Raw genomic sequence first — 23722 nt, 5'->3', positions numbered from 1 at the left:
ACATATTTTCAGTGGAAAAAATGCTTTTGTCTATTAGGATTTATTTCTATTAATAATCTCCGCAGGCTTCATAATATTGTACAAGAGTTTTAATTGCGAAAATTCTTTTCTTACACATTTATTAAAATAGATTAAATAACAAAAAAAGTAATTAGTGAATTGAAAATTCATGATAATTCAATATACTTATATAAAATACTAAATATTGACAAATGATTACAAATATTTTAAGCTTAGCAAAACATTATGTTGTAATAAATAATAGAAAAAATCTAAGAGGCTAAGGTGGTAACAATATTGCAACCTAACTTATTTGATACAAGTTTGCGTTTATTATTTTCAAAATCAATTAAATTTTTAAAACCTTATAAACTTAGATTTTTGTTTTCTATAATTTGTTTAGTAAGTGGTGTGGGGATAAGTTTAATAGAGCCCTTAATTTGGGGGAAGCTTTTAACAGGATTATTCTCTAAGGACTATCAACATATAATAAAATTGATAGTTTACATAATTATCATATATTCTCTTCAGATCATTTTAAATTATGTTCAAACTTTTTTATTCAGTTACTTAAATGAAAATATTATATACGATTTAAAAGAGAGTATTTTTCGGAAAATTATGAATTTGCAGGTTTCAGCATTTGAGGATATTGGGCAAGGTGGATTTCTTTCACGGTTGCATGAAGATACAGCTACTATTTCCAATTTAATAACTCAAGAATTTATCAATATTAGCCTTGATATTTTAAAAGTTGTTTTTGTAGGTATAATTGCATTTGCGATTAGTCCTACTTTAGCATTTATTACAATAATCTCCTTTCCATTAACCTATTACATAAACTTAAAATTTGGAAAGCTATTGAAAGAAAAAAATACCACAACAATGAATGTATATGATGAATATTTCTCAGTAGTACAAGAATCTTTAGCAGGGATTAAAGAAATAAAAGCATTAGGAGTAAAGAAAGAAAGAGTAAATTTATTCCTAGAGTTAAGTTCAAGAATAAAAAAATTAAATATAGACATGAACATCCTATCTACATTAGCGGGGAATATAAGTTTAATAGTCAATTATACTACACAGATTGTACTGTACTCTGTGGGTGCATATTTAATTTTTAAGGAGAATTTAAAAGTAGAATATTTTATTGCCTTTACATCGTATAGTCAACAGTTCTTGAGATCTCTTTCAAATCTTACCAAAATAAATTTAAGTCTCCGAAAAGCAGGAGTTTCGTTGCAAAGAGTTTACGATCTGATAGATCATAAATCTGTTGAAGAATTTGGTGATTTAGATATTGACTCATTAGAGGGGGAAATAAAGTTTGAAAATGTTAACTTTAATTACGAAAAACAAAATACTGTACTCCAAAACTTAAATTTAGATATAAATCCAGGAAAAAAATATGCAATGGTTGGTTTAAATGGTGCTGGAAAAAGTACAATTTTCAATTTGATTACTAGATTTAATGACCCCTTAACAGGAAAAATTACAATAGATGGTATTGATATAAAAGAACTGAATGAAATTTCTCTGAGGAAAAATATAGCTGTGGTGAGACAAGAACCAACTTTATTTAATCTGACTATTAAAGAGAATTTATTACTTGCAAATCCACAAAGCAGTATGAGAGATATTATAAATGCTTGTGAAAAAGTGAACATACATGAATTTATTAATACATTACCCGAAAGATATAATACAAAATTATTAAATAGTGCTCGAAACCTTTCTGGAGGGCAAAGACAAAGCATTGCATTTGCAAGAGCGATTCTTAAAAGGTCTAAGATTATTTTATTCGATGAAGCCACATCTGCTCTAGATAATGATTCTCAATTCAGTACAAAAAAAATTATTAATGAATTATCAAATGATCATTTAGTCATAATTATTGCCCACAGACTTTTAAATATAATAGATGCTGATGAAATTATGGTTGTTAATAATGGGCAGATAGTAAATCAAGGAACACATGAATATCTAATGAAAGTTGATTCTTTGTACCAAAGGTTGTACAAAGAGGAATTGGATTTTATGAAAAATAGATAAAAAATACTAATAAAATTTTCATTGAAGTTATGTTTCCTTATGTTCGCGCGCAAACATAAGGGTTCATATAAATAAAAATAGTAACAAAAGAAGGGAGAATTATAAAATGAAAAAATTGAATAAAAAGAATCATGAACAAAGGTATACTATTGAGGCTTATGCTTGCAGTTGTTTATGCTGGTGCGCAGTATGTAAGTGTGGGAATTGGCTTTCATGGGGTGATGGTGATTCAAGCAGCAATGGTCATAACTATCCGTCTAATGCAGCTTATTAAGGGAAGGTTTTTAGTTATCTGAATTATCAAAACGGGGGGGCCCCCCCGTTTTATATATTTTTATGAATAGGGGTGTTTGATATGGGGAAAGGTTCAAGTCCGTTTGTACATGTATTTAAAAATATGGACAAATTTTATTTTTTTGATATCAATCAACATAAAATTGTAAATATCTCAGAGGAGAGTTTCAATATACTAAAGGATCATCAAGAATTCTTAAATCATGAACTTTATACTCTTCAAGAACAAGGATTTCTTTCATCAAATAGGGTGAAGGTGATTGAACATCCTGCGACGGAAATGTTAGAAGATATTTTGAGTAATAAAATAAAAAAGTTAAATTTGCAACTAACTCAGCAATGCAATTTTCGATGTGATTACTGTGTTTATTCTGGTGGATATGACAACCGAAACCACTCAAGCAAAAGAATGAACTGGGAAGTAGCTAAAAAAGGAATAGACTTTCTAATTGATAGCTCAAAAGATTCTTCGAACATCAATATCAGTTTTTATGGGGGAGAACCACTAATTGAATTTGAATTGATTAAAAAAAGCATGGAATATGCGATTGAAGCTTCAGATGGAAAAATAGTAACTTTCAGCATGACTACCAACGGTAGTTTATTAAATGATGAGAAAATAGAATTTTTTTCTAAATTTAATATTCATTTAACTATCAGCTTAGATGGTCCTCGAGATATCCACGACAAAAATAGGAAATTTGCTACTAATAACTGTGGTACCTTTGAAACAGTATATAACAATATTAAAAGTATAGAACTGAAATATCCGGATTTTAAAAAAAATATCCAATTTTCTATGGTAATTGATCCTTCAATCGATTTGAACTGTTTAAATGAATTTGTAGCTGACGAGGAAGATTTTTTTAAAGAAACTGCAATTATGGGGTCAATAATCTCTGATCATTATCGAAAAGAGAAAGTCGAAGTGAATGAAGATTTTATATCTGAATGGCAATACAATAAATTCAAATATTTTCTCCACTTGTTTGAGGAGATTCCTGATAAAAACAACTCTCAATTAATGAGAAGTTCTAATGCTTTATTAATTGATTTTATAAATGACTCAAGTAAATCATATTACCCACTTCTAGAAAAAAGCCACCATGCAGGACCATGTATACCAGGTCAACTTAGATTATTTATGAACACTGAAGGAGATTTTTTTCCATGTGAAAGAGTTAATGAAAATTCAAAAATTATGAAGATTGGTAATGTGGTTGAGGGATTAAATGTTGAAAAAGTAGACAAATTACTGAATGTTGGAAAGATTACCGAGGAAGAATGTAAGAATTGTTTTGCTTTTAGAGGATGCATTGTCTGTGCTGCTATGGCGGATAGCGGAGATGAAGAAGAAAGACTATCCAAGGAACTTAAAGAACAAGCATGTGTAAATGCAAGACGGAACTTTGAAGAAATGCTAAAGGACGCTTGTACATTAAAAGATTTAGGCTTTAGAAGTGACATGATAAAAGTAAGTAAAAATTACTAAAGGAGGATCTTTTAATGAAGAACGATGTTCTTATATATCCATATGATTCCAGCTTCGCTCCAATTTTACGAAGTAATAACTTCATTGATAAATTTAATGAGATTCATCTATGTTCATTAAATGGTTCCGGTCTTTGTGGAAAAGACGCTTCAATTGCGGATGGGGGGTCAGCTCTAAATCTAGTAGTTAAAAAAGATTTTGATGCATTATTGAGCATTGTAGATACAGTTATTTTCACTGAAGTAGATAGTTATATTGATTTCGAGTGGTCACTTTACCCAAAGATTAAGATGGCTATTGATGCTCATAAAAAAATTATAAACTTGGCTCCTCTTTCTCCTCAAATTAGAGAAGAGTTGAGAATAAATAGCATAGAAAATGAAGTGCTTTTTGAGGATTATTCAAATAATCCTGATTCAACCATAGACGAAATTAATTGCAGAGAAGGTATTCTTAATATTAACACTCCGGTAATTGTAGTAATGGGGTTATCCAATAGCACTGGGAAATTCACAACTCAAATTAATATAAAAAAACAGCTTGAAGAGAGTGGATATAAGATAAGTATGATCGGATCAAGATCATATTGTGAGTTTCTTGGATATCACTCTTTTCCAAATTTTATGACTGAAAGAAAGTTTGACGATGTAGAGAAAATTTTTCTATTTAATAAGTACATCAAAAACATCGAGAAATCTGAAAATCCAGATGTTATCGTAATTTGCATCCCTGGCGGTATTGTTCCTTACGACAACAAGATACACAACAATTTTGGTATTACTGCATTTTTAGTATCACAAGCTGTAGTGCCTGATGCATCCGTTTTATGTTTATTTCATGAAGATTTTACCGCGAAATATTTAGAATTAATAGGAAATACAGTGAAGTATAGATTTGGCTTTGAAATAGACGCTTATAATATTAGTAATCGGCAGATCGACTGGGTAGAGATGGTAAATGCAAAACCAGAAAAAGTTAGATCTAGTACTATAAACATAAAGCTAATTGATAAAACAATCGAAAAAGTAAATAGCTTGACGACAGTTCCTATCTATAATTTATTAAGTGATAAGGGCGATTTAACGGAAATGTTAATAAACAAACTGTCTGAGAATAGTAATAGTGTAGTATTTTAGTTTATAAGTTCATTTACATTGGGGGCTGATTTTTTATGATAATTGAAATTGAAACTTTTAATGTTAAAGCATCAATTATTGATATTTTAAATAATGTCATATTTACTGATTCATTTGTTTTTATAGAAGATTATTGTGACAAAGATTTATTAGGTAGTGAAATTCGATTAAAAGCAAGGGATTTATTAAGATTATATTTTGAAATTAAAAAGAAGTTTCATGTTAAAATAGCGGAAGATGCTATTGTAAGTGGACATTTCAGAACTGTTAACAAAATCACTTTACTTGTTAAAAATGAAATGAATTTAGGTAATTAAGTAATGTACTCTGGAAAAATAAAAATTGCAATTATTGATGATGGGATCAACACAAAATGCTTTGATTTCGGCGAATTAGAAGAGGATATTGAAATTACTGAGCATAGTATTAAAAAACGAAAAAAAATATCTGATGAGCCACCTTTCTTAAGTCATGGAACAATATGCGGAATTATCATAAAAAATAATGCTTCACTTGCGGCTTTGTGTAGTGTGAAGATATTAAACTCAAAAAAGGGCAAAGCAAGTAAAGAACAGTTGATACGTGCATTGTATTGGTGTTTGGAAAATGGCGTTAGAATAGTAAATATGAGTATCGGATCAATTAATATTAAAGATTTCGATGATATTAAAAATTGTGTTAATTATGTAGCTGCAAAAGGATTAATTATAATAGCTGCTGTTAACAATAATGGCAGATATACTGTACCTGCATGCTTAACTAATGTAATAGGGGTTTCATGTAATCAGTTTAATTTGAAAGAAGAGGGTTACTATTTTGTTGGAAATTCTTTAATGGGAATAGATGTATTTACAAGTGGTCGACACTTTTTAAACAGTACATTCGGATATTGTAACCCATCTAATAGTTATGCAACACCATATATAACTGCAAAAATATTCTGGATTCTTCTCAGACAATATCATTTCAATCTTGAAGATATTAAATTAGAGCTTTATAAGAATTCTTTGAATTTTACCGGAGATTATTACGATCCTTATCGTTGTGTGAATGTTGATTGGTTATATAGTGAAATGTCAATTGGTTCAGTTGATTTTATATCTGATAAGTACTGGGATAAAGAGCTGTATAAAAGTAAATTATTATCTTCATTACCCAAGTCAATAGATAATTTCCAGTCTGATATCCCTGTAATCGTCTTTAAAGATCGAAACCTAGAAACAATGTTGAAAATTGCAAAAAAGTTCACTCAAAAAGGCTATTCTACAATCTGTGTCTCTACAAATGAAGAATCTTTAAATGTAGGTTGTGAGTTCCTTCCAGAAGGTATTCTTGCCGAAAGTTTTATGTTTTATATTAAGAATAAATATGTGAATGATTTAGTTCTATATAACGATCATAATTATCTTACAACCCCTACAGAGGGAGAGTTTAATTTCGATGTAGAAATATTAATTGGAAAAAATTTCGATAAATTAGAAGGGCCAGTTATTACAGATCTAAAGATTCATAAATACTATAGTTTTAAAGTTGGTAGCTCAGTCTCTAGAAGAGCTATAACAGAGCTATATAAAAAAATAATAAAAATTTTTATTTGATCTGTTAGTCTTGTGACGAAAGAAAAATCGAAGGGTGGAATAAAAATCCACTGGGCTGTTGCCTATCAGGCAGTAGGAGGAATGAAAACCGCCTAAGGGATCGTTTGAATGGTTTAAGACACAAGTCGGAGCCACTGGAAGTCTTAGCCCGGGGCAAAAAAAACGTATGTAAAAAAATCTAAGATACCCGCTTGCACTAAGCTATTGCTGCCGAACGTACGTCATTAGTTTTCGGAAGTTTCCGACGGATGGTAACATTGCCTCTCGTCGAACTAGTTTTCGATACTTGTTGTATAACCGCATCTGGGGTTCCATGAAATCAACTGCATAGGGGCATCAATGTTTTCTTGCCGGCAAACCAAATCCCCTTTGGTAGTTGGACGATGCCGGTAGCTCAGCAGCTTTCAACAGTAGACGGTCGGACATAGTCGGTTGCCCGCCTTGGTCAGCTTATTCGGTTACCCTCTGGCCTGAAGAATACTCGTGGGGAACCAGTCCCAATAGGCCATGAGCTGAGAGCGAGAGGGCGGAAACGCCAGAAACTGCCGATTTGAAGAGGAAATCGGCGGTGAGGGAGGCCAACCCATGCAGACTTTGCAGGGCTTGAACCTCAGCCCCCTGCGTTCTTGCATCGCTTGTTCTAGCAGTGCGCTTCGATCTGCCTTTTCGTTCTCCGACTTCCCTAATCGTTTGCAGATCTTCCTGGAATATGGTCGCATGCCCCGCTCGATAAAAACGGAGGGTGCTCAGCTACTCCCGTACTTTTTTTGTCCATTTTGTTCTAATTCCTGAAGGCTGGACGATGAGTAGCGATCCAGAAATTTTAACAACGGCTCCTTTGCAGGTGGACATTTCCCATACATCTTGGAGTTGAGGAGCCGCTGCGGCATCGTGCTTAATCGCACCGATATTACGCGCCTTTTCTCTTCGAAGCTAGGCGACAGCCTTAGCAATTGTTGCTTTGGACACAGTCAAACCTACGTATTTTGTGTACTTTAAGGTAACCAGCTCTTTGCTTGTAGTTCTGAAATGGGTGTATATTACTTCCATTTTAACCTACGTACTGCAAACGTGAGCTGGCCTTTTTTTCATCTTAACTAAGATATTTTAAATCATCATTGTTAGTGCAATTTATGTTATGACCTAGATAAATTAACTCCAAACATTCCGCCCAGTGCCCCGATGGCAGAGGCTGCAAGGATCCAGAGCAGGTCACTGCCTGAGAAAGGGCTGTCCAAAGCCAGGAAGCCGACCAACAAAATGATAATGGCGTAAAAGGCTCCGGTCAGGCATCCCTGATACCAGCCTTTACGGCTGGCTCTGCGGCCTGCTGCAAGTCCGCCGAAAGCTGCGGCAATGCCATGTACAATGTAAGTATACATCGCAAGATCCTCTTCACTCAGCCCGCTGCCCCAGAGCAGGAGCGAGAGGACAAAGGCGCCCAGCAGCATCCAAAGAAAAGACCGGCACAGACCGGATAATACAGGATTGGCTATTCTCCAAGAGAGCAGCCGCCGGATTAGGTACATGGTACAACCTCCTAAATTTTGTGTGCTTATGTACTGCCGGAATCTGTTTGTAGGGATTCCGGCGGACATAGCCTGCTTTTAACCTGATAGCAGTCACTTCATTCTGTACAAGTTACTATTTATTGTATGGGTGGGCTTGCCCCAATAGTACAAGAATGAGGGGTAGTCTTTTTACCATTAATTAATAGCACGTTTTCCGAATGTTCCCGGGGCCGCCCGGTCAGAATAGGGTTACATTGATCCGCCTGTGAGATGAATTTGTGCAGGTGAGAACGGAAGGGGAGCGAAGACAATATGTTCCAGCATATTACTGCCCACATCTTTCTGACCGTGCTGATGTATTTCTTCATATTCCTGTGCATGCGCATTATGGGGAAAAGAGAAATCGGCAAGCTGTCGGTGTTTGACCTTACGATCTCCATTATGATTGCCGAGATTGCCGTCTTTGTCATTGAAGATATCGAGCGGCCGATCTATGACGGTGTGGTTCCGATGGCTACACTCGTCCTGATTCAATTGCTGGTGGCCTGGCTAAGTCTGAGGAGCCGCAAGCTGCGCCTCTTCATCGACGGCAAACCCAGTGTGCTCATCTCGGACGGCAAGCTGCACCGGGGGGAGATGCGCAGACAGCGTTATAATCTTGATGACTTACTGCTGCAGCTGCGCGGGCAAAATATCGACAGCCCGGCGGATGTGGAATTTGCAATCCTTGAGACCAGCGGACAACTGACCGTGGTGGAGAAGAAGAGAGGAGTCTCGTCCTCCAATCAATCGGGAAACAGCAGTTCCAGTGCCGAAAAAAAGAAAGACTTTGTCTTCTCCAAAGAGGAGAAGACTCCGAGTGTGGAGCTTCCGAAAAACAAGATCAGATATGAAGGGCTTCCAATCCCGCTGATTATGGACGGAAAGGTTCAGGACGAGAATCTGGAAATGATCGGGAAAAACCGCTTTTGGCTGAGAACACAGATCCGTCAGAAAGGAGTCTCCGATTTCAAGGAGATCTTCCTTTGCTCCATTGATCATAAAGGAGAAATGTATATTGACCGCTTGCGCTCCTGAATCCCGTTAGCGCCAGCGCTTCAAGAAATTCAGGCGGTCTAAATCCCGCAGGGAGAAAAGCCCGGTTAGCAGGCAGAGGGACGAGTACAATGCCATTCCACAGGCAGCAGCATACAGAAACTGAATCCACTGGGTTCCGGACAGGGGAATGGCTGTATATACATAATGTACACCTGCCCCGGTAATGATCATTGCGGCTACAGTCTTGATCAGATCGGACAGCCGCAGCCTCAAGGAAATCTGGGTAACTACACTGTAACCGTGAAGAAGGGTCACCAGGATACTGTTGATAATGATGGCAATGATCGCGCCATAGATCCCATATTCCGGCCGCGAAGCCAAAGTGAAAATTAGTATAATTTTGACGACAGCACCGATCAAGGTATTGACAAGCGCCCTGCCCGGACGATCCATAGCTTGCAGTGCAGCCTGCAGCGGGGCCTGCACATACAGAAACAAGGCGAAGGGGGCCATTAAGCGCAGCATCGGGGCCGTGTCCGCATTCCCGTATAATAAAGTGCACAGAGGTTCGGCCAGAATATACATCATCACCGCAAAAGGAGCTCCGGTCACCAGGGCCAGGCGCAGTGCCTGATGCAGCCGTTTATGGATCGTTGGCGTATCCCTTCGCGCGGCAGCCTCTGACAGGGAAGGTACCAAAGAGACGGCCAGAGAAGAGGTTAAGGCCCCGGGCAGCAGCAGCAGCGGAATCACCATGCCCTGCAAATTTCCATATTGGGAGGTGGCGGCAGCTGTGGCAATTCCGGCCAGCGCAAGGCTGCGTGCGGTTATAATGGACTCCAGGAGATAGGAGAATGAACCTACCAGCCTGCCGGCGGTTACAGGAATCGCAATACCCAGCATACGGGTCAACATGGGAGTGTTTTTTCGTTCCGCTGCCGGTAGCGTCAGCATGCCATCAGTAGGATTTGCCTGCTCTTCAGGAACGGAGCTGCCTGATTTTTTGTCTTTTTGAAGAATGACATAATATTGCCATAAAAGAGCCAACATCCCCGCGATTTCTCCGACAGTCACACCCAGCATCGCCCCTGCCGCGGCAAAAGCCATACCTTTGGGAAGCAGCAGCCAGGAGAACCACAACATAAATAATATCCGCACAATGGTTTCCAGAACCGAAGAGAATGCAGAGGGAATCATGTTCTGCCGTCCCTGAAAATAACCCCTGTAAACGGCTGAAACCGCGACAATCCCAAGCATGGGGATCATGCCGATAAATACATAATATACACGGGGGTCTGGCAGAAGAACCGTAGCGACCCAGGAGGCACTGATGAGCGCAATGAAGGTGAACAGGATCGCCATCCCTACTGTTAAAGCCAGGCCAGTGCGCAGGATCTGCCGAGACTTATCCGGACGGTTTTCCCCTTCGGCTTCTGCAACCATTTTGGCAATCGCGAGCGGTATTCCGCCGGTAATGACAGTCATCAGCACCAGGAAAAAAGGATAGCCGAGCTGATACAGCCCCACTCCTTCAGACCCGATGATCCGCGGCAGGGCGATCCGGGGGATGAACCCGAGCATACGGTTGATGATCCCGGCAGCAAGTAAAATTAATGTTCCCTGAATAAAGCTCTGTTTTCTTAAAGTAGAGTTATAGTTCTTCAAAGGGCACTCCCTCTTCCCGGTCGAAATGAACGCTCTGCAACTTGTCTCTTCCTATGGATATGCAGTACAACCCATTGCATGACAAGCATTGCAGATGACAAGTTTCGCGGGCCAAGAAGGAAACCGGGAGCTGAAGTCGAATACATAGGATGAGCATGCGTATATGAGTAATCAGGAGGTGGCATCACATGGAATCGGAGCAATGGAATCATGACGAGCTTAGCGCAGAAATCGACGCCATGTGCCGCAGTAAAGCGGAGGAATTCCGGCTCCTCGGCTATGAATATGTAACCGCCAAGGATATTTGGGATTGCATCAGCAGGAATTATGCGAAAGAAGGAACACCGCCTTTACACAAGCTGGTGAATGATATTTATTCCTTGAAAGCCAACAGTTATATGAATTATTTGACGATTGCCGCTTACAGGGGACTGAACTGAAGAAAAGGAACGATTTTCTTTTGCATAAGGCTGCACAAAGCGGTAAAGTAATGGAAGAACAACTGCACATTTCCTATGAAAAACGGATGGCATGCCCATAGCGCACAGCCGGCCGTTTCTTTGTGTGAATATAGCCGTGTCCAGACTGGCATGAATTGACGCTCATTTCCCGCGTGGCTATAATAGGAATATTGAGTAATGAAAGGGGAACTAGCAAGAGCATGAAGAGACTTTTAAGCTTTATTGTTACTGTGGCCGTCCTGACGGGCGTCATGGTATTTTCAACTCCAGGTCTGCTGGACAAGGTTCGGCTGGGTCTGGATCTAAAAGGCGGATTCGAGATCCTGTACCAGGCAGAGCCGATGGAGACGGGAGGAGCGCTGACCCATTCTTCACTGCAAAAGACCGCTGAAAGTCTGGAGAAACGGGCCAACGCCCTTGGAACCAGCGAACCTGAGGTAACCACAGAAGGAACTGACCGCATTCGTCTCAAAATTGCGGGGGTTACCAATGAGGCTGAAGTGCGCAAAAAGATGAAAGAACCTGCGGTTCTGACTTTCCGGAGTGCTGCCGAAGGCGATGCTGCGGGCACTTACAGCAAAATCGAGCTGGTGGGCAGTGATTTTGTCGAGGGGGCTGCAGAGGTTGAACGCGACAATCTTAACCAACCTGTAATTGGTATTAAGATTAAGGACAAAGATAAATTTGCAGAGATCACCAAACGTCTGCTTGGGAGAGATCTTGCCATTTACCTAGATGATAGATTGCTATCAAATCCTGAAGTCAGAGCAGAACTTACCGATGGTGCAGCATCAATTTCTGGTGGATATACGCTGGAAACGGCGCGTGAACTGGCCGATACGATCAACCTAGGTGCTCTGCCCCTGAAGCTAACAGAGAAATATTCCCAAAGCGTAGGCGCTACACTCGGGAAACAGTCTTTGGATCAGACGCTTTTGGCAGGTTTGGTCGGTTCCGTCATTATCCTGCTCTTCATGATCGGCATGTACCGTTCACCGGGTTTACTGGCCAGCTTTGCACTGATTTTGCATACATGGCTCCTGATTCTGGTCTTTGTCATAGCCGACTTTACGCTGACTCTCCCCGGTATCGCCGCATTCATTCTCGGTATAGGGATGGCTGTCGATGCCAATATCATTACAAATGAACGGATCAGGGAAGAGATGCGCAGCGGTAAGAGCATTTTGTCTTCTGTTAAATCAGGCAACAAAATCTCCTTCCGTACCGTTATGGATTCCAATATTACAACTATTATTGTAGCTTCTGTTATGTTTGCCTTCGGTACGGGTGCAGTTAAAGGTTTTGCGTTGGTGTTGATTGTAGAAATCGTGCTCAGTATCGCCACTAATCTTTATTTCTCCCACTGGTTGCTCACCCTGCTGGTCAAATCCGGCAAACTGAGTACGCCGAAGCATTTCGGGGTTAAGGAGAGTGAAATCCGTGCGCTTTAAGAAAGAGCTTGATTTTGTACACCTAAGCAAATTTTTCTATGTTTTCTCCATTGTGCTGACCATTATGGGGCTGGTATTTCTGGCGTTCCTCGGTCTGAACTACAGTGTCGATTTCAAAGCAGGGTCCAATGTTGATACCGCACTCTCGAAGAACGTAACGGTTGAAGAGGTTCGTTCGGCAATCGGAGGAGTTGGCGTCCCTCATGAACCGAGCATTACAATGGGTGAAAAGCGGATCAACATCCGTTATGAACAAGAGCTTAATGATAATCAAAGCGAGGCACTGAAAGCTGCGATTACAAAGCTGGACGACAAAGCTTCCTTTGAGATTAACACCGTTGATACCGAGATGGCCAAGGAACTGGCCAAAAACGCGATTTATGCCGTCCTCATTTCCTGTCTGGGGATCATTGTTTATGTCAGCATCCGCTTTGAATGGCGTTTTGCGGTCGCCGCGATTGTTGCACTGATGCATGATGCCTTCATGGTAGTCGCAATTTTCTCCATCTTCCGTTTAGAGGTGGATCTGACGTTTATTATCGCGGTACTTACCATTATCGGTTATTCGATCAATGATACGATCGTTATCTTTGACCGGATCCGCGAGAATTTGCGCTTCGGTAAGCAGAAGACCTACGAGGATCTTAAGGTGCTGGTCAACAAGAGTGTATCCCAGACCTTGCTGCGTTCCATATATACGGCTTTTACCGTCTTTATCGCGGCGTTTTTCCTGCTTGTTCTTGGCGGTGAGTCGATAAAAATGTTCTCGCTCGCTATGGTTATCGGATTGCTCTTTGGAGCCTACTCTTCCATCTTTATTGCAAGCCCGCTCTGGCTGCTGCTTAAGAAGCGTCAGAAGCCTGCTGTGAATAACAACCCGGCCAAAGTGTAAGAACCATATACACCTGTAATAGCAGCAGTACACAAGCCGCGTCAAAGGCGACGCGGCTTTCGAAATCTTTGGAGTGAAAGGTCCGGCAAATCGCTTCATCATCATGTGGATACTTGCTATTGGTTAGGAGGCCTTGCTATGAATGACAAACAATCACCGCAAAGCGAAACCGTTGCCTGGACAGGGATCGTCAGCGATGTTGCTCTGGCTGTAGCCAAGGGAAGTATCGGTTATCTGTCCGGCAGCAAGGCGTTGATGGGGGATGCTTTGTATTCCGGAGCGGATGCCGCAGCGAAGCTGGCGGAAGCTCTTCCGTGGCGTCCCGAGCAAGGGAAAAAGAACAAGGGAGCTTTGCAAGCTGAGCACCGGCGGGGCAAAAAGGAGCCGATTATTGCTGTTTTTTGTTCGGTTATTATTTTTATGGGCGGTCTGCAGATCTTATTTTCGGCGATACGTGATCTAACCCTGGGTCATTTATCCACGCCTGGCGAATGGGCACTCGTTACGGTCCTCCTTTCCATTTTACTTAAAGAGGCTGTATTTCAATATCAATACCGGTATTTCAAAAGACTGGGCGACGGTAGTCATGCCTCTTATGCGGACAGTCACCGGTTCAGTCTTTATACTTCTATCACAGTATTCCTGGGCATCACGCTGTCTATGGCTGGAAGCTATCTGGAATGGCATCCCTTGCTGTACATGGACCCTATTGCTGCACTGCTGACAGGCTGCCTTATTCTTCGTAAAGGTTATGTTCTTGTGGCGGGTTCGGTTTATGGGAAACCTGTTCAGGAGCTGCCACCGGAGGAAGCGGCCAATTTTATTGAAACCGTACAGCGGGTACACGGGGTAATCCGTGTAGAGCATTTGAAGGCGGTCGAGCAGGGACGTTACTTAAATCTGGAAGTAAAAATCAGCGTCAACCCCCGTATTACGGTCATGGAAGCACAGGATATCTCCGAATGTGCGCGCAAGCTCTTGCAGCACAGGTTTGTTCATGTAGGGGATGTCCATATCGATGTGGTGCCGTATGACCCCGGCTATCCGTATAAAAGCAATCATGAACTGGGGGATAACGACATACCCACGCTGCTTCAGTAGTCTGCAGGGTGAGAGAAAGGTGAGCTCTATTGCTTCATTCCAAAACAAGATGGCATTCTCCGGCAGCCGATCCCGATGTTGTAGCGGGGCTGGCCCGGAGCCTTTCTATTTCTCCGCTCTTGTCTTCATTGCTTGTTACAAGGGGAATGACAACGCCTGATGAGGCGCTGTTGTTCATGGAAGGCGGAGCGGACGAACAGCATGATCCCTTCCTGCTGCAAGGAATGGCGGAAGCCGTTCCGCGAATCAGAAAGGCACTTGATGAAGGGGAACATATTCTGGTCTATGGCGATTATGATGCCGATGGTGTATCCAGTACCGCGCTGATGATCTATTTGCTGCGTTACCTCAGCGCTTCCTTTGATATTTATATTCCACATCGTTCCAATGAGGGCTACGGCCTGCATAACCATGCGCTCGATTGGGCGTTGCAGCAGGGAGTATCCCTGATTATTACGGTGGATACCGGTATTAGCGCCTATCATCAGATTGCCTATGCCAATACGCTGGGCATCGATATCATCGTTACCGACCATCATGAACCGCCAGAGCTGCTGCCCGAAGCCTTTGCACTGATCAATCCCAAAATTCCGGGTTGTCCTTATCCGTTCAAAGGTTTGGCCGGCGTTGGCGTTGCTCTCAAGCTGGCGCAGGCGATGCTGGGTCCGGACACGCCTGAAGCGTGGACCGAGATTGCGGCGATTGGCACCGTGGCCGACCTGATGCCGCTGGTCGGCGAGAACCGGGATATAGTCCGGCGAGGATTACTCAGTATGCGCGAATCGCATTTCCCCGGTATTCGCGCCCTGCTGAATGTCAGCGGAATCACGATGAGCACGGTCAGTGCGGTGAATATTGCCTTTGGCATGGCACCGCGGATCAATGCCAGTGGACGACTGGACCATGCAGGCCGGGCAGTAACACTGCTCACTACAGAGCTGGCTGCAGAAGCAGAGCAGCTGGCTGCAGAGCTGGATGTGCTGAACAAGGAACGCCAGCTGGTGGTGGAAAGAATTGTTGCTGAGGCTACCGCCCAGTTGGAGGCTACACACGAGTCCGGCTCGCTGCCGGATATTATCGTGCTGGCCGATACCGGCTGGAATGTGGGCGTTGTTGGAATTGTTGCCTCCAAGCTGCTGGAGCGTTATTATCGCCCGGTTATCATTTTGGACATCCATCCGGAGACTGGAATGTGCAAAGGCTCAGCCCGCTCCATCCCGGGACTGGATATTTACGAGGCCCTTTCGTCATGTGCCGGGCTGATGGACCATTTCGGCGGTCATCCGGCTGCAGCGGGTATGAGCCTGCACCGTGATCAACTGGTGGCGTTCGCGGCGGCACTTAACCAATATGCGGCCAGTGTACTTTCGCCGGAGCATTTTATACCGGCTGCAGCGGCTGATGCCGAGGTGTCACTTGCCGAGCTGTCGCTGCAAGCGGCGGATGAGCTGGACAAGCTGGCCCCCTTCGGGATGGCCAATCCGCTGCCTAAGTTCATTGTACGCGGGGCGGTAATTCAAGAGACGCGTACCATGGGCCAAGGAAGCAAACACTTGAAGCTGGTCTTGCAGCAGGACGGCTGCCTTCTGGAGACGGTAGCTTTCGGCAAAGGCGCACTCGCCGAGCTGCTTCCGGTAGGAACTGTACTGGATGTACTTGCGGAGCTGACGGTGAATGAGTGGAACGGTTCACGCAAACCACAGCTGATGCTCCAGGATCTGGCTGTGCCGGAAGCGCAATTGTTTGATCTGCGCGGTTCTGCTGACGCTGCCGGGAAAGCGTTATATCTCAAAGAAATGCTGCGGCCTTACAGCGGCAGTTCCCCGTTTCATGCGGCTGCAGTGTTTCAGAGTGAGCGTACGGCAGTGCAGAGCGGATTGAAAGGTATGTCCCTTTGGGTTTATGATAATGACGGAGGAATTTCGGCAATCGGTCAGGAGCAGAACGCTGCACCGGAGCAAGGGATTTCGCTAATATGCCTGATGGATATGCCGGAAACCCCGGAACAGCTGGATGCACTGTTTGCGACTTTTTCGGACGTGACCAATATAGCACTGCTGCATTCCATCAAAGAGGCGAAGGAGCGTCTGCAAATTCCGACGCGCGACCATTTTAAGAGCTTATATAAATCGCTGGCTTCCATGGCAGCATCGGCGGTACCGGAGCGGGAAGTCCTGCTGCGCCTAAGCCGCCAATCCTCGATGAGCATGCGGATGCTGAGCAGGATGCTGGATGTGTTCGAGGAGCTTGATTTCATAGAACGAAACCAGGGACGGATTGTGTTTGTTTCCCAGCCGGCTGCCAAAAGCCTGACCGCTTCCCGCCATTTCGTCCGGCTGGGCGAGGTGGCGGAGATGGAACAATATTTCATGGAAAGCAGCCTGTCCCAGCTTCATGACTGGATGCTGTCGCGCCGCCTTGGCGCATCGTGAACAGTTTGTAACCGCTGCAATCAAGGAAACGTACGCCCCGCATATAACTTTTAGGAGATGATAAGCTTGGATTTTAGAGATAGTATTCGTGTGATTCCCGATTTCCCCCAGCCCGGCATCAGTTTCAAAGATATTACCACACTGCTTAAAGACGGTGAAGCCTATCGCCGGGCCATCGATGAGCTCAAGGCTCTGGTCTCGCACCTTCAGATTGATGTGATTGCCGGACCCGAAGCGCGCGGCTTTGTAGTTGGCGCTCCACTTGCTTATGCTTTGGGAGTTGGTTTTGTACCTATTCGCAAAAGCGGCAAGCTGCCTTATGAGACTATCGAGGTGGGGTATGATCTGGAGTACGGAAAAGACACGCTGGCCGTTCACACGGATGCCATCAAACCCGGACAAAACGTACTGATCGCTGATGATCTGCTGGCTACAGGCGGAACGATTGCCACTTCAGTCAGCCTGGTGGAGCAGCTTGGGGGGAAAGTGGTCGGCGCGGCTTTCCTGATTGAACTGGTTCAGCTGGCCGGACGCAAGAAGCTGAATGATATTGAAGTTATGGCGTTGTTGAACTACGAGGATTAATGTAGGTCCCGGCTCTTTTCCCGGGAAATAACAAGAGGGCTGCTGTCAGATTCAAAGACAGCAGCCCTCTTTAGGCTAAACAAGCATAATAAGGTTGATTCAGCAGAGGTTAATGGGCAGCCTTGTCACTTTCCCCATCGTCATTGGATAAACCAAGCACTTCAATAAGCTTAAAGAATAAGGACAACACGATACCGACAATCGTAGCCAGCGCCATCCCCTTAAGCTCAATACCGCCGATGTGAAGCGTTGTTCCGCTGATGCCGACTACAAGCACCAAGGTAGCCAGGATCATATTCGTGGCTTTGGAGAAATCGACCTTTTGTTCTACGAAAATACGCAGGCCGGAGGCTGCGATAACACCAAACAGTAGCAACGAGACACCGCCCATAACAGGCGCGGGGATGTTGGCGATGACCGAGGAGAAGGTGCCCGAGAAAGAGAGCAATATAGCAATGATCGCAGCACCGCCAATGACGAAGACCGAATATACTTTGGTCAGGGCCATAACGCCGATATTCTCACCATAAGTGGTATTGGGCGTGGAACCGACAAAACCGGAGATGATCGTCGAAATTCCGTTGCCCATCAAGGAACGGTCAAGTCCAGGGTCTTTGGCCAGATCCTTGCCCACAATATTGCTGGTCACCAGCAAGTGGCCAATATGCTCAACAATAACTACCAGTGATACAGGAATAATTGTGAAGATGACTTCCCAGTCGAAAGAAGGAGTCACCAGGGTAGGATGGGCAAAAAAGCTCGCATTAGAAATAGCTTCCGTATTCACCTTGCCCATAACATAAGCGAGACCGTAACCGGTAACGATACCGATAAGGATATGAATGATTTTGGGGAAACCGCGGAAGAGGACAGCTCCAATCACAGTAACCCCCAGTGTAACCATGGAAAGTGTGATGGCACTGCCATCTGCCGTCCATTCAGTTGCTCCATCGGGAGCGATCAGTCCGGCCATGCGGGCCGCGACAGGGACCAGCTCAAGGCCGATGGTGGCAACGATGGCTCCCATAACAGCCGGAGGGAATACGACATCGATCCAGCCGGTTCCGGCAAAGCGGACAATCAAGGCCACGATCACAAAGATAACGCCGGTGACGATGAAGGCGCCAAGCGCCAGCGAGTACCCGTGCATATGGTCGCCCTTATGCTCCTTAAGAACGGCCAGTACCGGAGAAATAAAAGCAAAGCTGGAGCCGAGGTAAGCAGGGATTTTGCCGCGGCAGATCAAAATATACAGCAGAGTCCCGAGCCCGTTCATCAGCAGAATCATGCCGGGGTCTACGCCAAACAAATTCGGCACAAGTACCGTACTGCCGAACATGGCGAACAAATGCTGGAGACTTAACAAAAAGCCCGGTCCCCAAGGGAGTCTTTCGTTCACTTGAATTTCGCGTTGCAATGGAGTTCACTCCTCTTTCTTCTCTTATAGAATGTCAACCTGCGGGAAAACCGCCTTTACCAGATTAAATAGATCAGCGGCTTTTTACAACAACATTTTGCAAGTGCCACTATTTTGTCTTATCTCGGCACCTTGACGGAGCGCGGTCCCGTGCCATGGCAAGTGTTGACGTAATCCATCGTAAGCGTCATAATTATAAACAACTTTAGATAGGTGAACAAGACCCGCTAAGAAATGACGGAACCTGCAGATTTTGCAACCTTTTGCGGGTTCATTTTATTATAGAAAGGAAACGGATACGACGAGAATGGGCATAGAGCGATTAATTGACAAGGCTGGCGCCTATATAAAAGAAAAAGATCTTCTCCGCATCCGGGAAGCTTATGAATTTGCCGATCAGGCTCATCACGGCCAGGTCCGAAAATCGGGGGAGCCGTATATTCTGCACCCGCTTGCGGTCGCAGATATTGTCGTCAATATGCAAATGGATGTAATCTCCATTATTGCGGCGCTTTTACATGATGTTGTAGAAGATACGACGGTCTCATTGGAACAAATCCGCGAGAATTTTGGCGATACCTGTGCGATGCTTGTGGACGGCTTAACCAAGCTGGAACGCATCCGTTTCCGCTCCAAGCAGGAGCAGCAGAATGAGAATTACCGCAAAATGTTCATTGCCATGGCTCAGGATATTCGTGTCATCGTGATCAAACTGGCCGATCGTCTGCATAATATGCGGACCCTGAAATATCAGTCGGAAGAAAGTCAGCGGCGGATTTCTTATGAGACCCTGGAGATTTTCTGTCCCATTGCCGACCGGCTGGGGATCTCGGCCATCAAGTGGGAGATGGAGGATATTGCGCTCCGGTACCTCAATCCGCAGCAGTATTACCGTATTGCCAACCTGGTGCATAAGAAGCGCGCTGAACGAGAGCAGTTCATCGACAGCGTCATTGGCCGGATTCGCGCCAAGCTGGATGAAATGGGGATTGAAGGCGACCTTTCGGGCCGCCCCAAGCATATTTACAGTGTCTACAACAAAATGAGCACCAGAAACAAGCAATTTAACGAGATTTATGACCTGCTGGCCATTCGTATTATTGTCGATAACATCAAGGATTGTTATGCCACGCTGGGCATTATTCATACGCTTTGGAAGCCCATGCCGGGCCGGTTCAAGGATTATATAGCGATGCCCAAAGCGAATATGTATCAATCCCTGCATACGACAGTGGTGGGTCCAGGCGGCGAGCCGACAGAAGTGCAGATCCGCACCTGGGAAATGCACCGGACCGCCGAGTTCGGGATTGCCGCCCACTGGGCGTATAAGGAAGGTACCAGCAATACCAATGTCAATCCGGAGAACCGGATGCCTTTTTTCCGGGAAATCCTGGAGCTGCAGCATGAGGCGAAGGACGCGGAAGAGTTCGTGGAATCGCTCAAAATGGACTTTTTCTCCGACCTGGTCTTCGTATTCACGCCTAAGGGAGAAGTCATTGAGCTGCCTGCCGGGTCTGTTCCGCTTGATTTCGCTTTCCGGATTCATACGGAGGTCGGCAACCGCACCATCGGTTCCAAGGTCAACGGCCGGATTGTTCCGCTGGACCACAAGCTGAAGACCGGGGATATCGTGGAGATTCTGACCTCGAAGCATTCGTATGGCCCAAGCCGGGATTGGCTGAAGATCGCCCAGTCCTCGCATGCGCGAAGCAAGATCAAGCAGTGGTTCAAGAAAGAGAAACGCGAGGAGAATGTCGAAAAAGGCCGCGAAGCTATAGAACGTGAGCTGAAGCGTTTGAATGTGGATGTAGCGGAATGGTGCTCAGACGACAAAATGGTGGAAGCGGCGAAGAAATTCGCTTTTAACGATATCGAAGATATGCTCTCCGCGGTTGGTTTCGGCGGCATTACGGCGGCGCAGATTGCCTCCAAGCTGACGGAGAAACTGCGCAAGGAGCAGGAGGAAGCGGCCAATCATCTGGAGCTGACTTCAGAGATGAAGGAGATCAAATCCAGCGGCGAGAAGCGGAATCAGCCTACGAACGGGGTACGTGTCAAAGGCATTGAGAACCTGCTTGTTCGTTTTGCCCGATGTTGCAACCCGGTGCCGGGCGACGATATTGTCGGTTATGTAACCCGCGGGCGCGGCGTATCCGTGCACCGTGAAGATTGTCCGAACATTCCTGGAGACGGGGACGGGGAAGAAGCAGCAAGGGTCATTGAGGTGGAATGGGAAGGCAGCATGGAGGCAAATTACAGCGTCGATATTGAGATTACCGGCCATGACCGCAATGGACTGCTCAATGAGGTGCTGCAGGCGGTGTCAGAGAGCAAGACGAATATCTCGGCCGTTACGGGACGTTCGGACAAGAACAAGATGGCGATGATCCACATGACCATTCTCATCCGCAACACGGACCATCTGCAGTCGGTAGTGGACCGGGTTAAGCGGGTCAAGGATGTCTATACCGTTAACCGCATTATGCAATAAGAGCAGGAGTTGAATCATTTCCATGAAAGTGGTAGTGCAGCGTTGCAAGGAAGCCAAAGTTACGGCGCTCGGGCAGGTAACCGGAGAGATTGGTGCAGGTCTTATGCTGCTCGTCGGAGTGACGCATGGCGATACGGAGAAGGATGCCAAATATTTGGCGGAGAAGGTAGCGGGACTGCGTATCTTTGAAGACGAAGACGGCAAAATGAACTTCAGCGTCACCGATATCGGCGGTGCGGTATTGTCCGTATCCCAATTTACGCTCTACGGAGATTGCCGCAAGGGCAGACGGCCCAATTTTATGGCCGCAGCTGCTCCTGCCGAGGCAAAGAAGCTGTATGATACGTTTAATGAGCTGCTGAGAGGCGACGGGCTGCAGGTCGAAACAGGTGTTTTCGGCGCCATGATGGATGTGTCGCTGACCAACTGGGGACCGGTGACGCTCATTCTGGACAGCCGGGCCTAGCCTATTTTTCCTGAGCATCTGTTACGGTTATAACCGGTATCCGGTTTTAGGATGCCGCATCCTTGTTCCTTTTGGAGCAGGCATGCGGCATTCTTTTTTTTGCAGGCGTGGGAAGGATCACAAGAAGGATAACCCAAGGCTGAGCGGGATACACTAGAGGCGGATGAGTGTAGACAGCAGGCAAGGAGTGTAGAGGCACACATGAGACAATCCCGGAAGGCCTGGATATGGAGCAGCAACGGTGTGTTAACAGCGGGCAGTCCAGCTGAAGTGAACGTGCAGGCAAGAGCGGGAGAGGATCCCGCAGCACTGAATGTGTTAAAAGGAAGAAGCCGCGATCTTCTGCCGCGCACCTGATGCAGGCAAAGGGGGCGGCTTTTCCATACCCGTTTGGTACTTTGGGGATCAGGGTAATAGAATGTCAAGAAGAGATCCTGAGGGAAGGGAGAACGAAAAGCATGAGCAAGGTTGCATTTTTGTTGCCTAACGACTTGAGGACTCCGAGATGAAGGTACCTTACGATGAAGTTATACAAGCAGGACATCAGGCAGATATTATCGGCCTGAAGTTGAATGAGGAGCTGCGCGGCAAAAAAGGAGAGGCTACTTATACGGCCGATAAGGCGATTGCGGAGGTAAAGGCGGCAGACTATGACGCTGTAGTTATCCCGGGTGGCTCCTCTCCGGAGAACCTGCGTCAAAGCCCGGAGATTCTGACCTTCGTGAAGGAGGCGAATGACGCAGGTAAAGCGATTGCTTCCATCTGCCACGGCCCGCAAATTCTGATCAGTGCCGATCTGCTGCGAGGCCGCACGATTACATCCTACCCGCCGTTGCAGGACGATGTGGTCAATGCCGGAGCGGAGTTCAGGGATGAAGAGGTGGTAGTGGACCGGAATTTTATTACATCACGCACACCTAAAGATGAGCCCGCCTTTGTGCGTGAGCTGCTGAAGGTTCTGTAATATAGTGTTGCGGGAACTATTAAACCAAGGAGGAATTTCAAATGATGAAAAGAATCCAGGCTTATTTCAGAACAGAAGACGAGGCGCAAGGTGCAAAAACTTCCCTGATCGCTTACAACGTGGATGTGCCTGAAGTATCAGAGCTCACCGATACCCTTGGGCGCGACCGGAATATCCTCTTTCCTATCCTGCCCCTTAACAATTCTTCCATGGCTGCGGGTGCGGCCGGAGCGGCAGGCTCGCCAAGCGGGAACCCGGCTGCGGGAGCTGTATTGGCACCGGGCCTGGCAGATTCGGAGACTTCAGGCGATGCTGAAGGCCGGGTTCATGAAGACCAGGTGAGGGAAGCGAAGGATGTGGACGATAGAGACCTTGATGATTTGCGTTATGTGATGGAGCTTAAGGTTCCCGAAGCCCATTTCAACGAAGTAATCCAGGTGCTGCGCGGCAAACATGCCTTTGTTGAGGTTTTTGAATAAACAATGGCTCAAATCATAATCAGCGGTTGACTTAGGCCGGGCAACAACTCGTCACCGGATCGGCTGTTCAAGGAAGCGGAGCGGACTCAGTGGACCTTATTTGAGGAAACGAAAGGTGTTGTGTTTTTATACGGACACAGTGATTTAGACTAAGAGGTGGACACGGAAAGTACAACTCATGGATAATAGAATCAAAC

The 23722-nt window shown here is 45.1% G+C and carries 20 protein-coding genes and 1 pseudogene; 18 read left to right on the top strand and 3 right to left on the bottom strand.

What is annotated here, in order from left to right:
• Window positions 1-297 precede the first annotated feature (297 nt).
• The 6 genes from IEY53_RS21890 to IEY53_RS21865 all read left to right on the top strand — a co-directional run bounded on the left by IEY53_RS21890 (window position 298) and on the right by IEY53_RS21865 (window position 6572).
• A complete protein-coding gene (locus IEY53_RS21890; protein WP_189028801.1) occupies window positions 298-2052 on the top strand; it encodes an ABC transporter ATP-binding protein in 1755 nt (584 codons plus the stop codon).
• Window positions 2053-2158: 106 nt separating this feature from the next.
• Window positions 2159-2326 (top strand): CLI_3235 family bacteriocin precursor, encoded by a 168-nt coding sequence (locus tag IEY53_RS21885; protein WP_189028799.1) that lies wholly within the window; start codon window positions 2159-2161, stop codon window positions 2324-2326.
• Between the two features lie 81 nt (window positions 2327-2407).
• Window positions 2408-3838, top strand: coding sequence for a Cys-rich peptide radical SAM maturase CcpM (ccpM, locus tag IEY53_RS21880; RefSeq protein ID WP_189028797.1), 1431 nt, complete (start codon window positions 2408-2410; stop codon window positions 3836-3838).
• 14 nt (window positions 3839-3852) lie between these two features.
• Window positions 3853-4974 carry a TIGR04066 family peptide maturation system protein gene (locus tag IEY53_RS21875; RefSeq protein ID WP_189028795.1) on the top strand — a complete coding sequence of 374 codons (1122 nt, stop codon included), beginning with the start codon at window positions 3853-3855 and terminating at the stop codon, window positions 4972-4974.
• A 35-nt stretch (window positions 4975-5009) separates the two neighbouring features.
• Window positions 5010-5291, top strand: a complete 282-nt coding sequence (locus tag IEY53_RS21870; protein ID WP_189028793.1) for a peptide maturation system acyl carrier-related protein — start codon at window positions 5010-5012, stop codon at window positions 5289-5291.
• 3 nt (window positions 5292-5294) lie between these two features.
• The gene (locus IEY53_RS21865) at window positions 5295-6572 is read left to right on the top strand and encodes a S8 family serine peptidase (RefSeq protein ID WP_189028792.1); all 1278 of its coding nucleotides are present in this window, start codon (window positions 5295-5297) and stop codon (window positions 6570-6572) included.
• 1136 nt (window positions 6573-7708) lie between these two features.
• Here the strand turns inward: IEY53_RS21865 and IEY53_RS21860 are convergent.
• Entirely contained in the window at window positions 7709-8101 is a 393-nt protein-coding gene (locus IEY53_RS21860) for a TIGR04086 family membrane protein (RefSeq protein ID WP_189028790.1), read from the bottom strand.
• 294 nt (window positions 8102-8395) lie between these two features.
• On the opposite strand from IEY53_RS21860, the gene IEY53_RS21855 reads away from it, so the two are divergent.
• Window positions 8396-9160: a YetF domain-containing protein gene (locus IEY53_RS21855; RefSeq protein ID WP_189028788.1), complete on the top strand. Its 765-nt coding sequence runs from the start codon at window positions 8396-8398 to the stop codon at window positions 9158-9160.
• A gap of 6 nt (window positions 9161-9166) precedes the next feature.
• Here IEY53_RS21855 and spoVB read toward each other — a convergent pair whose 3' ends face one another.
• Window positions 9167-10786: a stage V sporulation protein B gene (gene spoVB / locus IEY53_RS21850; RefSeq protein WP_189028786.1), complete on the bottom strand. Its 1620-nt coding sequence runs from the start codon at window positions 10784-10786 to the stop codon at window positions 9167-9169.
• A gap of 188 nt (window positions 10787-10974) precedes the next feature.
• On the opposite strand from spoVB, the gene IEY53_RS21845 reads away from it, so the two are divergent.
• From IEY53_RS21845 to IEY53_RS21820, 6 genes are all read left to right on the top strand, one after another.
• Window positions 10975-11226 carry a post-transcriptional regulator gene (locus IEY53_RS21845; protein ID WP_189028784.1) on the top strand — a complete coding sequence of 84 codons (252 nt, stop codon included), beginning with the start codon at window positions 10975-10977 and terminating at the stop codon, window positions 11224-11226.
• Window positions 11227-11447: 221 nt separating this feature from the next.
• A complete protein-coding gene (gene secD / locus IEY53_RS21840) occupies window positions 11448-12698 on the top strand; it encodes a protein translocase subunit SecD (RefSeq protein WP_189028782.1) in 1251 nt (416 codons plus the stop codon).
• Window positions 12688-13590, top strand: a complete 903-nt coding sequence (gene secF, locus IEY53_RS21835) for a protein translocase subunit SecF (protein WP_189028780.1) — start codon at window positions 12688-12690, stop codon at window positions 13588-13590. Before secD ends, secF begins: the two co-directional genes overlap by 11 nt.
• A 138-nt stretch (window positions 13591-13728) precedes the next feature.
• Entirely contained in the window at window positions 13729-14691 is a 963-nt protein-coding gene (locus tag IEY53_RS21830) for a cation diffusion facilitator family transporter (protein ID WP_189028778.1), read from the top strand.
• Window positions 14692-14720: 29 nt separating this feature from the next.
• Window positions 14721-17123, top strand: coding sequence for a single-stranded-DNA-specific exonuclease RecJ (gene recJ, locus IEY53_RS21825; RefSeq protein WP_189028776.1), 2403 nt, complete (start codon window positions 14721-14723; stop codon window positions 17121-17123).
• Window positions 17124-17189: 66 nt separating this feature from the next.
• Window positions 17190-17708 carry an adenine phosphoribosyltransferase gene (locus IEY53_RS21820; protein ID WP_189028774.1) on the top strand — a complete coding sequence of 173 codons (519 nt, stop codon included), beginning with the start codon at window positions 17190-17192 and terminating at the stop codon, window positions 17706-17708.
• Between the two features lie 109 nt (window positions 17709-17817).
• Here the strand turns inward: IEY53_RS21820 and uraA are convergent, their stop codons facing one another.
• The gene (uraA, locus tag IEY53_RS21815) at window positions 17818-19125 is read right to left on the bottom strand and encodes a uracil permease (protein WP_189028772.1); all 1308 of its coding nucleotides are present in this window, start codon (window positions 19123-19125) and stop codon (window positions 17818-17820) included.
• 307 nt (window positions 19126-19432) lie between these two features.
• Between uraA and IEY53_RS21810 the strand changes: the two genes are divergently transcribed.
• From IEY53_RS21810 to IEY53_RS21790, 5 genes and pseudogenes are all read left to right on the top strand, one after another.
• Window positions 19433-21616: a RelA/SpoT family protein gene (locus IEY53_RS21810; RefSeq protein WP_189028770.1), complete on the top strand. Its 2184-nt coding sequence runs from the start codon at window positions 19433-19435 to the stop codon at window positions 21614-21616.
• 22 nt (window positions 21617-21638) lie between these two features.
• A complete protein-coding gene (gene dtd / locus IEY53_RS21805) occupies window positions 21639-22082 on the top strand; it encodes a D-aminoacyl-tRNA deacylase (protein WP_189028768.1) in 444 nt (147 codons plus the stop codon).
• Between the two features lie 201 nt (window positions 22083-22283).
• Entirely contained in the window at window positions 22284-22439 is a 156-nt protein-coding gene (locus IEY53_RS21800) for a hypothetical protein (protein ID WP_189028766.1), read from the top strand.
• Between the two features lie 101 nt (window positions 22440-22540).
• A pseudogene (locus IEY53_RS21795) lies at window positions 22541-23046 on the top strand (type 1 glutamine amidotransferase domain-containing protein).
• Between the two features lie 41 nt (window positions 23047-23087).
• Window positions 23088-23525: a hypothetical protein gene (locus IEY53_RS21790; RefSeq protein ID WP_189028762.1), complete on the top strand. Its 438-nt coding sequence runs from the start codon at window positions 23088-23090 to the stop codon at window positions 23523-23525.
• Window positions 23526-23722 lie beyond the last annotated feature (197 nt).

Source organism: Paenibacillus albidus, assembly GCF_014644435.1.
Classification (GTDB): Bacteria; Bacillota; Bacilli; order Paenibacillales; family Paenibacillaceae; genus Paenibacillus_AQ; species Paenibacillus_AQ albidus.
The sequence above is the reverse complement of the archived record's forward strand: the minus strand, read 5'-3'. Positions and strand labels throughout refer to the sequence as shown.

What these genes read in the sequence shown, in the direction of transcription:
- IEY53_RS21885 (WP_189028799.1), top strand. Translation starts at nt 2,159, where the DNA reads ATGAAAAAATTGAATAAAAAGAATCATGAACAAAGGTATACTATTGAG.
- ccpM (WP_189028797.1), top strand. Translation starts at nt 2,408, where the DNA reads ATGGGGAAAGGTTCAAGTCCGTTTGTACATGTATTTAAAAATATGGAC.
- IEY53_RS21875 (WP_189028795.1), top strand. Translation starts at nt 3,853, where the DNA reads ATGAAGAACGATGTTCTTATATATCCATATGATTCCAGCTTCGCTCCA.
- IEY53_RS21870 (WP_189028793.1), top strand. Translation starts at nt 5,010, where the DNA reads ATGATAATTGAAATTGAAACTTTTAATGTTAAAGCATCAATTATTGAT.
- IEY53_RS21865 (WP_189028792.1), top strand. Translation starts at nt 5,295, where the DNA reads ATGTACTCTGGAAAAATAAAAATTGCAATTATTGATGATGGGATCAAC.
- IEY53_RS21860 (WP_189028790.1), bottom strand. Translation starts at nt 8,101, where the DNA reads ATGTACCTAATCCGGCGGCTGCTCTCTTGGAGAATAGCCAATCCTGTA.
- IEY53_RS21855 (WP_189028788.1), top strand. Translation starts at nt 8,396, where the DNA reads ATGTTCCAGCATATTACTGCCCACATCTTTCTGACCGTGCTGATGTAT.
- IEY53_RS21845 (WP_189028784.1), top strand. Translation starts at nt 10,975, where the DNA reads ATGGAATCGGAGCAATGGAATCATGACGAGCTTAGCGCAGAAATCGAC.
- secD (WP_189028782.1), top strand. Translation starts at nt 11,448, where the DNA reads ATGAAGAGACTTTTAAGCTTTATTGTTACTGTGGCCGTCCTGACGGGC.
- IEY53_RS21830 (WP_189028778.1), top strand. Translation starts at nt 13,729, where the DNA reads ATGAATGACAAACAATCACCGCAAAGCGAAACCGTTGCCTGGACAGGG.
- IEY53_RS21810 (WP_189028770.1), top strand. Translation starts at nt 19,433, where the DNA reads ATGGGCATAGAGCGATTAATTGACAAGGCTGGCGCCTATATAAAAGAA.
- dtd (WP_189028768.1), top strand. Translation starts at nt 21,639, where the DNA reads ATGAAAGTGGTAGTGCAGCGTTGCAAGGAAGCCAAAGTTACGGCGCTC.
- IEY53_RS21800 (WP_189028766.1), top strand. Translation starts at nt 22,284, where the DNA reads ATGAGACAATCCCGGAAGGCCTGGATATGGAGCAGCAACGGTGTGTTA.
- IEY53_RS21790 (WP_189028762.1), top strand. Translation starts at nt 23,088, where the DNA reads ATGATGAAAAGAATCCAGGCTTATTTCAGAACAGAAGACGAGGCGCAA.